Consider the following 13,330-nt stretch of genomic DNA (forward strand, 5'->3'; position numbering starts at 1 on the left):
TAAACAGAGGAGTTTATTATGGAATATGTTGTAAAATTTGCTGAAGGGTTTATCAAACTCTTCCAATTGGGTGGTGAGACCTTCATTAGCTGGATGACAGGAATTGTCCCTGTGGTACTCATGCTCTTGGTAGCCATGAATACGGTGATTGCGCTTCTTGGGGAAGAAAAAGTCCATCGCTTGGCACAGGTTTCTGCGAAAAATCCAGTCACTCGCTACATGATTTTGCCATTTATTTCCGCTTTTATGCTTGGAAATCCAATGGCCATCAGCATGGGACGCTTTTTGCCTGAATACTACAAACCAGGTTTTGTCGCAGCGCAAATGCAATTCTGCCATACCTCAAATGGGGTCTTCCCTCATATCAATCCGGGTGAATTGTTTGTCTATCTCGGTATTGCAACAGGTATCCAAACGCTTGGTCTCAACCAGACAGAATTAGCCATCCGCTATCTATTGGTTGGTTTGGTGATGAACTTTATCGGTGGTTGGGTGACAGACTTTACAACTGCCTATGTTGCAAAACAACAAGGAATTACCCTTAAAAAGACATTTGACTAAGAAAAGAGGATGAGACAATGACATACAAGAGCATTAAAGTTGTAAAAGGTAGTGGCGGTTATGGTGGTCCCTTGGTGATTACCCCGACAGAAGAAAAGCACAAATTTATCTATATTACAGGTGGCGGTGAAAAGCCAGCCATTGTGGACAAGATTGCAGAATTGACAGGTATGGAGCCAGTCAATGGTTTTAAAACATCGATTCCAGATGAAGAAATTGCCCTTGCGATTGTTGACTGTGGTGGAACGCTTCGCTGTGGCATTTATCCAAAGAAAGGCATTCCAACCATCAACGTGGTGCCAACAGGAAAAAGTGGTCCTTTGGCCCAATACATCACCGAAGACATCTACGTATCAAATGTCGGTGTGGATCAGATTAGCCTAGCAGACGGTTCAGAAGCTGTTGCAGTAGCTCCTCAAGCAACTGAGGTCAAAAAGCCTAGCTATGACACCTCTAAAAAGATTACGGAACAGCGCGCTGAATCGAGCTTTATCGCCCGTATCGGTATGGGAGCTGGTAAGGTCGTTGCAACCTTTAACCAAGCAGCCCGTGAAGCGATTCAAACCATGCTCAACACCATCTTGCCATTCATGGCCTTTGTATCTCTCTTAATCGGGATTATTCAAGGGTCAGGTGTCGGAAATTGGCTTGCAAAACTCATGGTACCACTCGCAGGAAATGTCTGGGGCTTGGTGATTATCGGATTTATCTGTTCACTTCCATTCCTCTCTCCACTCTTAGGCCCTGGTGCGGTTATCAGCCAAATCATCGGTACCTTGATCGGTGTGGAAATCGGAAAAGGAAATATCCCTCCACAAATGGCTCTTCCAGCGCTCTTTGCCATCAATACGCAAAATGGTTGTGACTTTATCCCGGTTGCCCTTGGCTTATCAGAGGCAGAAGCAGAAACCGTTGAGGTAGGGGTACCATCTGTTCTCTACTCTCGTTTCTTGAACGGTGTGCCACGTGTGATTGTAGCTTGGTTGGCAAGTTTTGGTTTGTATAGCTAATACGCGTCAGCTATTGACTTTATAGAAGATAGACTTCTATAGTGAACGACAAATAATAGAATTAGAATAGGAAGATAGACGAATGACAAAAATTTTTGAAACAAAGATTGTAAGTATCGGAGAACAGGCTCCAAACATGATTGAAGAAGCAAATATGCTCATTTTATTCGGGATGGAAGCACCAGCTGATTTGGCTGATTACTGCTACAAGATTAGTAACAAGGATTTGTCAGGGTCTATCGTCCCGGGGGTGCGCTTGGTCATTGACGGCGCAGTCTATCCCGTCACAGCAGTGGGGAATGTCGTGGAGCAAAATTTGTCAGCCCTAGGACACATTACCATTGCTTTTGATGGTTCTTGCGAAGGCTCTCTTCCAGGTACCCTCCATGTGGAAGCTGGAGAAATCCCTGCGCTCAAAGAAGGCAGCGTGATTGAATTGGTGGCCTAGCCATCAAACGTCACTTACTGTATGTCTCACAAACACTACCACAAAAGATATCGTCATTTAGTTTACACCTAAAGGTAGCCACAGCTGTAACTAGCTAAAGCGAGAACAGCTACCTATCCACTAAAGGGATTCTCAGCTGTAATCGGCTAAAGCCGAAACAGATCCTATCTATTTTCCGAGCTTTTAGCCCGAATTCAATTACTAAGACACAAAAGCTCGTTGACACGGGTTACACTCGTTTTATTTCCAACCTCCAACAGTCTTCCAGACGATTGGAGCGAGTACTAAAAGGAAACGAAATGATGCTAACAAGGCTGGACGTTGTGCCAGCCTCTATCTTGTTTTATATGTTGTTTTGAAAGGAAAAAACGATGAAACTACTATTAGATACCGTCAATCAGGAAAAAAATCAAAGAGTATTTGACCTATCTTCCGGTGTCAGGTGTGACGACCAATCCCAGTATCCTCAAGAGAGAAGGGGAACTGGACTTTTTTGAACACATGAAAGGCCTCCGCCAGTTGATTGGTTTTGAGCGGAGTCTCCATGTCCAAGTCGTTGCTCAAGATTATGAGGGAATGTTGGCCGATGCCCACCGTCTTATTGAAGGTATTGATGATCAAATCTTTATCAAGGTGCCTGTCACGAAGGCTGGACTGCAGGTGATACAAACTCTTAAAAAAGCCAAGTTAGGGGTGACTGCGACGGCGATTTACACAGAAATGCAGGCTCTTTTAGCCCTTGAAAGCAGCGCGGATTTCCTAGCTCCCTATGTCAATCGTATCTCGGTCTTAAATGGGGACGCCACTTCACTGATTGCCCATGTTCAACAGGAAATTGAGCGCACTCAATCTTCTACTCAACTTCTAGCTGCGAGCTTCAAGCAGGTCGGACAGGTGTTGGATGCTGTCCATGCAGGAGCAGGCTTTGTCACCCTAAGCACCGATGTCTTGGATCAATTGCTCGCCCACCCTTCCATTGACAAGGCAGTGGCGGATTTTAAGAGAGATTGGGACGAAACGTTTGGGCGGAAACAGGTTTGATGAATCAATAGGTCGGGATAGTGTTGTCACGACCTTTTTGGTTTCATAGTTTGTTGAATATAGAACCACGCGAAGAAAACGCACGTTCTACCCTACTTGCTCTTTCTTGAAAGTTTAGTTTGAAAACCTTATAATGATAATAGAGAAAGAATGAGGAGAACAGCGATGCTGGAATCATGGTTGTAGCTGGTAGGAAGTGCCATCTTAAATGGGATTGGCCATATCGGCAAAAAAGAAGTCCAAATGTCCTTGAGTTGGATGTAGCGGAAGCCAAGAAACACTTAACGGACATGGGCTTTCGTGTGAGTGCGGTCTTGGTCAAACCCGAGCGCAAATACGCCAAGAAACGCGCTGGTGAAGTGGTCGATTACAATCCAGGTTGGGTAGAGAAAAAAGGCTTGGTTAAGCTCTATTATGTAGATAAGGAAGTAGTGGCAGAAAGCAAGAAGATCGGCTTTTTCCACCGCTGATACTGACGAGATAGATTAGGAAAAAGAGGTAGTAAATGGCGAAAAAGAAATTACCAGTCAACGGAAAAATGATTGGGGAAGTCGCAAAGATTTTTGATGTGATTCCAGATACAACACGGATGATTGGTGAGGCTGTCCATGCAGTTGTTCCGCTGGTGGATAAGGTCTTGGAGCAGAATTACCAGAAGAAAAATCGTCTTGTGCGCCTGCCCAATATGGTGGACATGGATATCGCAGAAGCCCAGAACCATCTGGAAGAGTTAGGCTTTGTGGTCACACGGATTCTTGCCAAGCCCCATCAACGCTATGCCAACAAGCAAGCTGGCGAAGTGGTGGCAATGGTTCCTAAATCAGGCAATCTCGAGCCAGGAACGCTGGTCAAACTCTACTATGTGACCCCAGAGGTGATTGCAGCGAGTGATGTAACCATTTCCCTACCCAATGTCATCGGTCTAGCGCTTGAAGAAGCGCAGCAGCATTTGCAGGAGCTTGGCTTGAGAACAATTGCCATACCTGTGAAGGGGCAATCAAGGCATGCGTATCAGCAAACAGAGACCGTTTTAGACATGCAACCCAAGCCCAATATGTTGGTTACAGCTGTCCCCAAGGGCAGTTTTGTCAAATTGTACTATTTGACAGAGGTAGGATTACGAGAGAGCAAAGAAAAGCTCCGCCATGCCAAAAACAAGAAGCTAGAGCTGCCCACCCTTGTCCAACAAGTCCCGAAACTCTTTCCATTCAAGAAGAGAAAATAAGTATAACTCTTGACAATTTGGGGAGATTAGGGCAGAATGGAGATAGAAAAAAGAGGAGACTATCATGAAAAAGAAATTATTCCCTATTTTAGTTGGTCTGTTGACGGTAACAGCTTTAACAGCTTGTTCAACGAATAAGGCTACAGAAAGCGACAGCTCGTCATCTTCGATGACGGCAGAATCGTCTAAGGTAGAAGAATCAACATCAACTAGTTCTTCGTCTGAGGCGAAAACATTGAAAGAATCCACCATCGTTTATCTCTCAGATCAAGAGATTGATGCAATCCAAACCTTGGGTGATGTGAAGACAGCCTTTAAATCATTGTCAGACGCCTATGTGGCTGATTTTGATGAATTGATTGCTCAACTACCAGAATCAGGCAAGAACGCACTTGTACCGTTTCGTGAGCAGTTGACCCAAATGATGGACAAACAGCAAGAAACGATTGCGACTCAATTCGCGAGTCTTGGGGATGATAGCACTCAAATTCCAGCAGAAGGTCGCGAAAGCATGACGACAGCCTTGAAAACAGCTCGTGACCAATTAAAACAAGCTATGGCCACAGCCAGAGAACAAGCTCAGTCTATGCTAAAATAAGCGTTAACGTATAGGAAGACTGAAGAAGTGGGTTGAGAAATCCGTTTCTCAGTCTTTTTTTGAAGAAAAGGCAGCTTGAAAAACAAAGATTATTTCCAAATATTCTGAAAATTTGATAGAATAGGAATTGTATTATGTATTTGAGAAATGGAGATGTTATGACAGCGACAAAAATGAACGCCCAAGAGATTATTCAATTTATTGCCCAAGCAGAGAAAAAGACTACCGTCAAGGTTACCTTTGAGGGAAAATTAGCAACTGCTGTTCCTGAAACGGTGGTCAAACTCGGCAATGTCCTTTTCGGTGATTGGAAAGATATTGCGCCGCTTCTTGCTAACTTGACAGAAAACAAAGATTATGTAGTAGAGCAAGATGCGCGGAATTCGGCGGTGCCATTGCTCGATAAACGCTCGATAAACGCCCGCATTGAACCAGGTGCCATTATCCGTGACCAAGTAACCATTGGCGACAATGCTGTGATCATGATGGGCGCGGTCATCAACATCGGTGCGGAAATCGGTGAAGGAACCATGATTGATATGGGAGCTATCCTCGGTGGACGTGCTACAGTCGGGAAAAATAGCCACATCGGTGCGGGTGCTGTCTTGGCTGGTGTGATTGAGCCTGCGAGCGCAGAGCCTGTTCGTGTAGGAGATAACGTCCTAGTCGGTGCCAATGCCGTGGTAATTGAAGGAGTGCAGATTGGTAGTGGCTCTGTTGTAGCGGCAGGTGCCATTGTGACCCAGGATGTTCCTGAAAATGTAGTGGTTGCAGGAGTTCCTGCGCGTGTGATAAAGGAAATTGATGCCCAAACCCAGCAAAAAACTGCCTTGGAAGATGCACTTCGGACACTCTAGGAGATAGCGATGCTTGATTTAATTGCGACACGGCGCGCCCTGCACCAAATTCCAGAACTCGGAATGGAAGAGTTCAAGACCCATGCTTTTCTGATGGAGATACTTGAGGGTCTGTTAACAGATTGTTCCTTTGATCAGATTCGGACATGGGAGACAGGGATTCTTGTTTATCTGACAGGAACGGAAGGGAAGAAAACGATTGGCTGGCGGACAGATATTGATGGACTGCCTATTGTCGAAGAGACAGGACTTGATTTTGCTTCTACTCATGAAGAGCGTATGCATGCCTGTGGTCATGACTTTCACATGACCATTGCTCTTGGTCTTTTGGAGCAGATGATTGCCAAACAGCCACGCCATAATCTGCTCTTTTTGTTCCAGCCAGCTGAGGAAAATCTGGCAGGTGGCATGCTCATGTATGAAGCAGGTGCTTTTGGTGACTGGTTGCCAGATGAATTTTATGGCTTACATGTGCGCCCTGATTTGAAGGTGGGGCAGATTGCGACCAACCGAGCGACCTTATTTGCAGGGACATGTGAGGTAAAGATTCGCTTTATCGGCCGCGGTGGTCATGCAGCCTTTCCGCATACAGCAAATGACGCCTTGGTAGCTGCGAGTTACTTTGTGACCCAAGTGCAGTCCGTGGTTAGTCGCAATGTCGATCCGATTGAGGGGGCGGTCGTGACCTTTGGCTCTATGCATGCTGGTACGACCAATAATGTCATTGCCGAAACAGCCTTCTTGCATGGGACGATTCGCTCCTTGACGCAAGGCATGAGCCTCTTGGTTCAAAAACGGGTCCGTGAAGTGGCACAGGGCATTGCTGCCTCCTTTGGTCTTGAGGTTGAGATTGAATTGAACCAAGGTGGGTATCTGCCTGTGGAAAACAATCCCCAATTAGCAGACGAGCTGATGACGTATTTTGAGGCGGTGCCTGAGGTAGAGGTAGTTGACTGTCCTCCTGCTATGACTGGAGAGGATTTTGGCTATCTGCTTAGCAAGGTGCCCGGTGTCATGTTCTGGCTCGGTGTGGATACGCCTTATCCTCTGCACAATCCTCGTCTAAATCCCAAAGAGGAGGCTATCCCATTTGCAGTGGAGCACTTGGCAGAATTTTTGCGTCACAAAGCAGCAGAGTGATGAAGCAGTTGAACCAATCCGTGACCATTCGTCTCTGGGATTGGTTTTTATCGTTAGGAAAGGGAAGTGCAGATGGAAAAATCACGCATTCGAAAAAGCATGTTAGCGCGATTGAAAGGCTTGTCGGTAGAGGAGCGAGAAGCTTGGAGTGAGTGGGCTTGTCAAGCGATTTGTGGGCTTTTAGCCTATCAAGAGGCAGGGACGATTGCGACCTTTTTATCCATGCCACATGAGCTGGATACCTCTTATTTGATTGCGCAGGCCAAGCAGGATGGGAAGCAGGTAGTCGTCCCTAAAACCTACGGGAAGGGACGTATGGTCTTTGTGCCTTATGATGCGAACGACTTGGAGCTCAGCTCATTTGGTGTTTGGGAGCCGCGGTCTGATGAGGTTGTTGAACCGTCAGAGATTGATATCATCCATGTACCAGGGCTTGCCTGGAATGAGGCGGGGTATCGGATTGGCTATGGTGGTGGTTTTTATGACCGATATCTACTAGACTATCAAGGAATGACAGTAAGCACCATCTGTGATTTTCAGCGTTATGAGTTTAGCGAAGAAGAGTTCGACCAAGCAGTGAGAGAGCTAGTATGCTATGAAACAATTGATTGATAAACGTTATCCCGTGACCAATGCCCTGTTGCTGGTGACGACGCTGGTCTTTTTAGCCATGCAGTTTTTACGTTTTGGACAGGCAACGACCGCACAGACCATCTATGAATTTGGAGGAATGTATGGACTAATCGTGAAGATTGATCCGACCCAGTTGTGGCGATTGATTTCGCCCATCTTTGTTCATATTGGCTGGGAACATTTTCTTTTCAACAGTATGACCCTTTATGTTTTCGGCTATCAATTGGAAGCCATCTTTGGCTCAAAGCGCTTTTTCCTTCTCTATTTCCTTGCGGGTATCATGGGGAACATCTTTATCTTATGGCTTACACCAACTGCGGTGGCAGCAGGGGCATCGACCTCCTTGTTCGGTCTTTTTGGCGCCATGGTTGTTTTACGCTATTATAGTCGCAATCCCTATCTACAACTCTTGGGACAGCGCTATATCGCTCTTCTTCTCATCAATCTGGTCTTGGGTTTGTTTAATCCTGAAATTAGTCTAGCAGGTCATATTGGCGGTGTTGTTGGTGGCGCTGTTGCAAGTGTTTTTTTACCAACTCTTAGAGAGCCGCACTTATTTACAAACCGGCAAAGGCGCTTAGCACTGCTCTTCTATCTGTTACTTGCAATCGGCTTGAGCCTTGCCAGTCTTCATCTATAACGATCTACAGAAGGCTGATTAGAAAATGCCTTCCTTCTCAGCAGTTGATACTAAAGGACGAAAATACGGGTTCTGAATGTCTAATGTGGTTCGTGTGTCTTGCTGAATGTCAAAGCAAAATATTCGCTGATTTATCAGAGCAAATTCTAGGTCTACAGGAAGTGAAATTTAGTACGGGAAAACCGTATGAAATCGACAGAATTTAGTCTCAGACTAAGTTCTATTTTTTCTAAAAAGCCGTTGTCATAGGAGTTTTGAGTTTAAAAATGATATTAAAGTGTCCACTAAAGCTATTGGTTCTGCAAAGCAAACCGTTTTTGGTAGCGTTTACAAAAAACAATAGACATTTATACAATAGTCTGCTATAATAAAAGAAGAAGGCAAAAGGAGAGCCTTCTATGAAGTATCGAAAAAGAATTCTCTCTAGTCTATTGTTATCCGTTTTGCTGTTGTCCACTATTCCTGCTCAGGCAGTGGAGACAGGAGAGGGGATACCCGCTAGTAAGCCGAGCGCATCGATTGAAATCGCAGATACTGACTCTCTTAGCTCAGAAGTATCCAGTAGTGCGACGGATACCAGTCTGACAGCCCTTCCTCCAGCAGTGCAGTTTCGGCAGATAGCTCTTTTTCTTCCTCGTGTTCTGAGGTGCTTGGTAGCAGCGCTACAGAACCGTCCATCAGCCATTCTACTGAAACAGAGACAAGTACCGAGTCCTCCTCTACCCAGCCTTTCTTATATGAAGACAGGACTGTGAAGGAGCCAAGTGATGGAGATACGGTCAGCCCTGACATGGTCTTTGGTCGAGATGATCGAGTGCTAGTGATCAATCCCACAGTGACCCCTTATAAGCAAGTCATATATCATATATATTGATATGTATTTTAAAAATAGCAGACCAAAACGCGGTAGTGGAGTCATGATTGCGCCCAATAAGGCATTAACTGCTGCACATTGCCTTAGGAATGTAGAAACGAATGAGTGGGCAGAGTCAGTAGTAGTCTACCCAGCTTATGCGGGAGGACATGCGCCGTATGGTGGAGCGACAGGCTGGACCTATCATGTCCTAAGCAGTTTTAAGAATGATCTGGCCACTGGTGAGTATGGATACACACGAAATAAAGTTGAAAATGATATCGCCGTTATCACCTTGTCGCGCTCTCTCCCAGATGTTGGTTTTCTATCTGTGACCAATCAAGTGGCAATGAATCAAAAGGTGCAGGTTGTCGGTTATCCGAGTGATAAGGGAGAGTACATGTATGCAGCATCTGGTCCTGTATTAGAGAGTTCTGATCGCCTCCTTCGCTATCAAATAGATACTTATGGTGGTAATAGTGGTGGCCCTGTATTAGATGCCAACAATCGAATTGTGGCGATAAACATTGCAAGTCCGAAAGAAGGTGTGAATACCGCAGATTACTTGCAACGCTACGGGAGGAATTCAGCAAGAAGAATCAATCAGGAAGCTTTAGCCTTAATTGATTATGCAAAAAACAATCGCAATTCAGCAAAAGGTATCAGCAAGGTCATAGCGACCTTCCGTTTGTATCACCCAGGTTTGAAATACCATCTTTATACGACAGATGCCAATGAAAAAAATGTACTGGCTGGTCAGGGCTGGAACGACGAAGGAGTGGCATGGCGGACTGATACCCAAGGAAAACCCGTCTACCGTCTCTACCACGCAGGTATAAAAAAACATGTCTACACGACAGATAGCAATGAAAAGAATGTGCTGGCGAGATCAGGCTGGAAGTATGAAGGGATTACTTGGTACTCTTCTGGGACTAAGCCTGTTTATCGCCTCTACCAGCCAGATTTAAAAGTGCATCTCTATACAATGGACACCAACGAAAAAAACGTCCTCTCTACCCGCGGTTGGAAGTACGAAGGCGTTGCTTGGAATGTGGAGTAATATAAGATACGAGAGCGTTTGACACGAGTTACACTCGTTTCATTTCCAACCTTCAACAGTCTATTCCTAGACTATTGAAGCACTCAAAAGTATCCGTGTCCGTAAAACGAATAAATTCGTAACGTTCACGGCAAAATAGGAAAGACGACGAAGCTCAAGCTTCTAGGGGTGTTTATCCCTAAAGAGAGCAACAGCTGTAACCAACTAAAGTTGGAACACCCGCGTCCTCCTAAAGGCGTTCGTAGTTGTAACTAGCTAACGCTAGAACAGCTGCCTATCTTTTTCGCACGGAGTTTGGGGCGAGTTCAGTTATAAAGAAAGGGAATTTCTACCATGAAAAAAACAATCGTTTATTTAACAACTCTATTATCCGTCTGTTTTGTCTGTTTCTCCTTTGTTCAGCATGCAGCAGCAACCACCTATATTAGCGAGGGTGAATTCTATTTGGATGAAACCACCGTACCCCAAGGAAAAATAGTGGTCGGACAATCTGGGCAAATCCGTCCATTACAAGATGGACCGTTGAAAGATTTTCAACAACCCTATCATTATAGCTTGAGTTCAGAATCGTCTAGGACTGCGCTAGAAATCGATGATACGGGTCATTGGAAAGCAGTCGGAACAGGTAAAGTGAGATTAAATGTTTATTTAAATGATTTCTCAGACCAGTTTCGTGCTGATATGAAAAAGTATGATATTGGATTTAGGACAGGCCCTACTGGTTTGAATCCCACAATAGGCTACCTACAAGTATTTGATATCGAAGTTGTCCCACCAACTAGCCCTGTGTATCGTCTTTATCACCCTGATTTAAAGGTACATCTCTATACCACTGATGAAAATGAATTTCGTATCCTCGGTAATCGTGGCTGGAATCAAGAAGGACAAGCATGGACGACAAACAATGCGACAGGCACTCCAGTCTACCGTCTCTACCAACCCGATTTAAAGGTACACCTCTATACCATGGATAAAAATGAATATGCCGTCCTTGCGACTCGTGGTTGGAATCAAGAAGGCGAAGCCTATAAATCAAGCGGTAGCACTCCAGTCTATCGTCTCTACCACTCAGGCATTAAAAAACACCTCTACACCAGAGATGCCAACGAGAAAAACGTCCTCTCTACCCGCGGTTGGAGGTATGAGGGAGTTGCTTGGAATGTAGAGTAAATCATATCAGGCTTCCTCGTTTCTTGCATGGAAATGAGTCATATGAAAAACACTCCTGTTCAAACATCTAGCCTTAGCTAGAAACAGGAGTGTTTTGATTGAGATAAACAAGGTTATGTCTGAAAGCAGATCTGTTTTTCTTTATTTTTGCTCTTCTAATTTTTTGCCAAGTGTGATGAGGTATTGTTTCAAATCATCTTTCACTTGCGGATGCTGTAGGGCATAGTCAATCGAGGTTTTCATGAAACCAAATTTATCTCCAACATCGTAACGGTTCCCCTTAAATTCGCGGGCAAATACGCGTTGGGTTTTGTTGAGCGTGTCAATCGCATCTGTCAACTGAATTTCATTTCCTGCTCCCGGTGCTTGATTTTCCAAAATATCAAAGATTTCTGGAGTAAGGAGATAGCGACCGATGATAGCGAGGTCAGATGGTGCGTCCTCAGGCGCAGGTTTTTCGACAAAGGTATCGACGCTATAGAGACCGTTGATGCCTTCGCCCTGTGGCGCAATAACCCCATAGGCTGATACTTCCTCGTGAGGCACAGGCATGACCGCAATGGTGGAAGCGTGTGTCTTTTCATAGTCGTTCATCAATTGCTTGGTGAGCGGAGTTGCAGTTTTAGTGGTAATGTCCATCAAGTCATCCCCTAACATGACAACGAAGGGCTCGTTTCCGACAAAGGCCTTGGCCTGTAAAACGGCATCTCCCAAACCACGTGGATGACTTTGGCGGATGAAATGCAAGCGAATACCTGTTGTTTCATCTACCAATCTAAGAAGGTCATTTTTTCCTTTTTCTTTGAGATTGTATTCCAGTTCAAAATTGGAGTCAAAGTGGTCTTCAATGGAGCGCTTTGATTTTCCGGTAACCACTAGGATGTCTTCAATTCCTGAAGCAAGGGCTTCTTCTACAATGAATTGAATGGTTGGTTTGTCCACAATCGGCAACATTTCTTTTGCCAAGGCTTTCGTAGCGGGCAGGAAGCGGGTCCCTAACCCAGCTGCTGGAATCACGGCTTTTCTAACTTTTTTTGTCATATTCATCTCCTTAGGACCACTCATTTTCCTGACGGAATTCACTAGACATGATATGTTTGATGGCTTCTTCGATACTAGCCCCTTGGTAGATGACGCTGTAAATGGCTTGGGTAATCGGCATATAAACGCCCAGCTCTTGGGCTAGTTCATAGGCAACCTTAGTTGTTGAAATTCCCTCAATGACCATGCCCATATTGCGTTCAATATCTTCCAACTTTTCACCGCGTCCGAGCTGATCTCCTGCTCGCCAGTTTCGGGAATGGACGGAGGTTCCTGTGACAATGAGGTCCCCCACCCCAGACAGACCGCTATAGGTAAGAGGGTTAGCGCCCATTTCAACCCCTAGGCGGGTGATTTCGGTCAGTCCACGAGCGATAATGGCTGCCTTGGCATTGTCACCATAGCCCAGCCCGTGAAGGGCACCTGCTCCCACTGCGATGATATTTTTAAGCGCCCCAGCTGTTTCAACCCCGATGACATCGTTATTGGTATAGAGGCGGAAGTAGTGGTTGCTAAAGAGGGTTTGGACATACTGGGCTGTTTCCATGTCTTTAGATGCCGCTGAGATGAGGGTTAAGTCACGGATAATGGTTTCCTCCGCATGACTTGGCCCTGATACGACGACCACCTCGCTACGAAGTGCAACAGGAATTTCTTCTTCTAAGACGGTGGATAGACGCTTGTGGCTTTCAGGTTCTAGCCCCTTGGAAGCGTGCATGACCACTACCTTGTGGTCCAGCGTTTCAGCGACTTGCTTGGCCACCAAACGCATGACCTTGGTCGGTACGACCAAGAGGACAGCATCTACCCCGTTGAGGGCTTCGCTTAATTCCTTGTAAGCCTTGATGGCAGGGTCTAGGACGATGTCTTTGAAATAGCGTTTGTTGGTGTGGAATTGGTTGATTTCATCGATTTGCTCAGGGACATTTCCCCAGATTCGCACTTCGTGACCATTATCATTAAGGACTTGTGATAGGGCTGTTCCCCATGATCCTGGGCCGAGAACGGCGATTTTTTGTTTGTTCATATTACTTCCTCTCTTTGGGACTAATC

At 45.4% G+C, this 13,330-nt stretch carries 16 protein-coding genes; 14 read left to right on the plus strand and 2 right to left on the minus strand.

Annotated elements, in window-relative coordinates; all coding sequences use genetic code 11:
* The first annotated feature begins 18 nt into the window (after positions 1–18).
* The 14 genes from srlA (at position 19) to E4T82_RS04465 (ending at position 11,236) form a co-directional block, all read left to right on the plus strand.
* Positions 19–561 (plus strand): PTS glucitol/sorbitol transporter subunit IIC, encoded by a 543-nt coding sequence (gene srlA, locus E4T82_RS04400; protein WP_075105227.1) that lies wholly within the window; start codon positions 19–21, stop codon positions 559–561.
* Positions 562–578: 17 nt separating this feature from the next.
* On the plus strand, positions 579–1,571 hold the full coding sequence (gene srlE, locus E4T82_RS04405) for a PTS glucitol/sorbitol transporter subunit IIB (RefSeq protein WP_135181655.1): 993 nt from the start codon (positions 579–581) through the stop codon (positions 1,569–1,571).
* An 82-nt stretch (positions 1,572–1,653) separates the two neighbouring features.
* On the plus strand, positions 1,654–2,019 hold the full coding sequence (locus E4T82_RS04410) for a PTS glucitol/sorbitol transporter subunit IIA (RefSeq protein ID WP_075105229.1): 366 nt from the start codon (positions 1,654–1,656) through the stop codon (positions 2,017–2,019).
* Positions 2,020–2,439: 420 nt separating this feature from the next.
* A complete protein-coding gene (locus E4T82_RS04415; protein WP_322783536.1) occupies positions 2,440–3,060 on the plus strand; it encodes a fructose-6-phosphate aldolase in 621 nt (206 codons plus the stop codon).
* Between the two features lie 176 nt (positions 3,061–3,236).
* Positions 3,237–3,530 (plus strand): DUF2396 family protein, encoded by a 294-nt coding sequence (locus tag E4T82_RS04420; protein WP_135181656.1) that lies wholly within the window; start codon positions 3,237–3,239, stop codon positions 3,528–3,530.
* 35 nt (positions 3,531–3,565) lie between these two features.
* Complete coding sequence (locus E4T82_RS04425) at positions 3,566–4,285, plus strand: PASTA domain-containing protein (protein WP_135181657.1); 720 nt, start codon at positions 3,566–3,568, stop codon at positions 4,283–4,285.
* 64 nt (positions 4,286–4,349) lie between these two features.
* Positions 4,350–4,883, plus strand: coding sequence for a hypothetical protein (locus E4T82_RS04430; RefSeq protein ID WP_135181658.1), 534 nt, complete (start codon positions 4,350–4,352; stop codon positions 4,881–4,883).
* Between the two features lie 158 nt (positions 4,884–5,041).
* Complete coding sequence (gene dapD / locus E4T82_RS04435) at positions 5,042–5,740, plus strand: 2,3,4,5-tetrahydropyridine-2,6-dicarboxylate N-acetyltransferase (protein ID WP_135181659.1); 699 nt, start codon at positions 5,042–5,044, stop codon at positions 5,738–5,740.
* 9 nt (positions 5,741–5,749) lie between these two features.
* Complete coding sequence (locus E4T82_RS04440; protein ID WP_135181660.1) at positions 5,750–6,880, plus strand: N-acetyldiaminopimelate deacetylase; 1,131 nt, start codon at positions 5,750–5,752, stop codon at positions 6,878–6,880.
* Between the two features lie 72 nt (positions 6,881–6,952).
* Positions 6,953–7,492 (plus strand): 5-formyltetrahydrofolate cyclo-ligase, encoded by a 540-nt coding sequence (locus E4T82_RS04445; RefSeq protein WP_135181661.1) that lies wholly within the window; start codon positions 6,953–6,955, stop codon positions 7,490–7,492.
* Positions 7,476–8,153 (plus strand): rhomboid family protein, encoded by a 678-nt coding sequence (locus E4T82_RS04450; RefSeq protein ID WP_135181662.1) that lies wholly within the window; start codon positions 7,476–7,478, stop codon positions 8,151–8,153. Before E4T82_RS04445 ends, E4T82_RS04450 begins: the two co-directional genes overlap by 17 nt.
* A gap of 398 nt (positions 8,154–8,551) precedes the next feature.
* Positions 8,552–8,908 carry a hypothetical protein gene (locus E4T82_RS04455; RefSeq protein WP_135181663.1) on the plus strand — a complete coding sequence of 119 codons (357 nt, stop codon included), beginning with the start codon at positions 8,552–8,554 and terminating at the stop codon, positions 8,906–8,908.
* Positions 8,909–9,070: 162 nt separating this feature from the next.
* Entirely contained in the window at positions 9,071–10,066 is a 996-nt protein-coding gene (locus tag E4T82_RS04460; RefSeq protein WP_167753561.1) for a trypsin-like peptidase domain-containing protein, read from the plus strand.
* Between the two features lie 333 nt (positions 10,067–10,399).
* The gene (locus tag E4T82_RS04465) at positions 10,400–11,236 is read left to right on the plus strand and encodes a hypothetical protein (protein ID WP_135181665.1); all 837 of its coding nucleotides are present in this window, start codon (positions 10,400–10,402) and stop codon (positions 11,234–11,236) included.
* A gap of 141 nt (positions 11,237–11,377) precedes the next feature.
* Here E4T82_RS04465 and galU read toward each other — a convergent pair whose 3' ends face one another.
* Positions 11,378–12,277, minus strand: a complete 900-nt coding sequence (gene galU, locus E4T82_RS04470; protein ID WP_135181666.1) for a UTP--glucose-1-phosphate uridylyltransferase GalU — start codon at positions 12,275–12,277, stop codon at positions 11,378–11,380.
* A gap of 10 nt (positions 12,278–12,287) precedes the next feature.
* Complete coding sequence (locus tag E4T82_RS04475; protein WP_135181667.1) at positions 12,288–13,304, minus strand: NAD(P)H-dependent glycerol-3-phosphate dehydrogenase; 1,017 nt, start codon at positions 13,302–13,304, stop codon at positions 12,288–12,290.
* Positions 13,305–13,330: the final 26 nt, after the last annotated feature.

Source organism: Streptococcus cuniculi, assembly GCF_004570575.1.
GTDB lineage: Bacteria > Bacillota > Bacilli > Lactobacillales > Streptococcaceae > Streptococcus > Streptococcus cuniculi_A.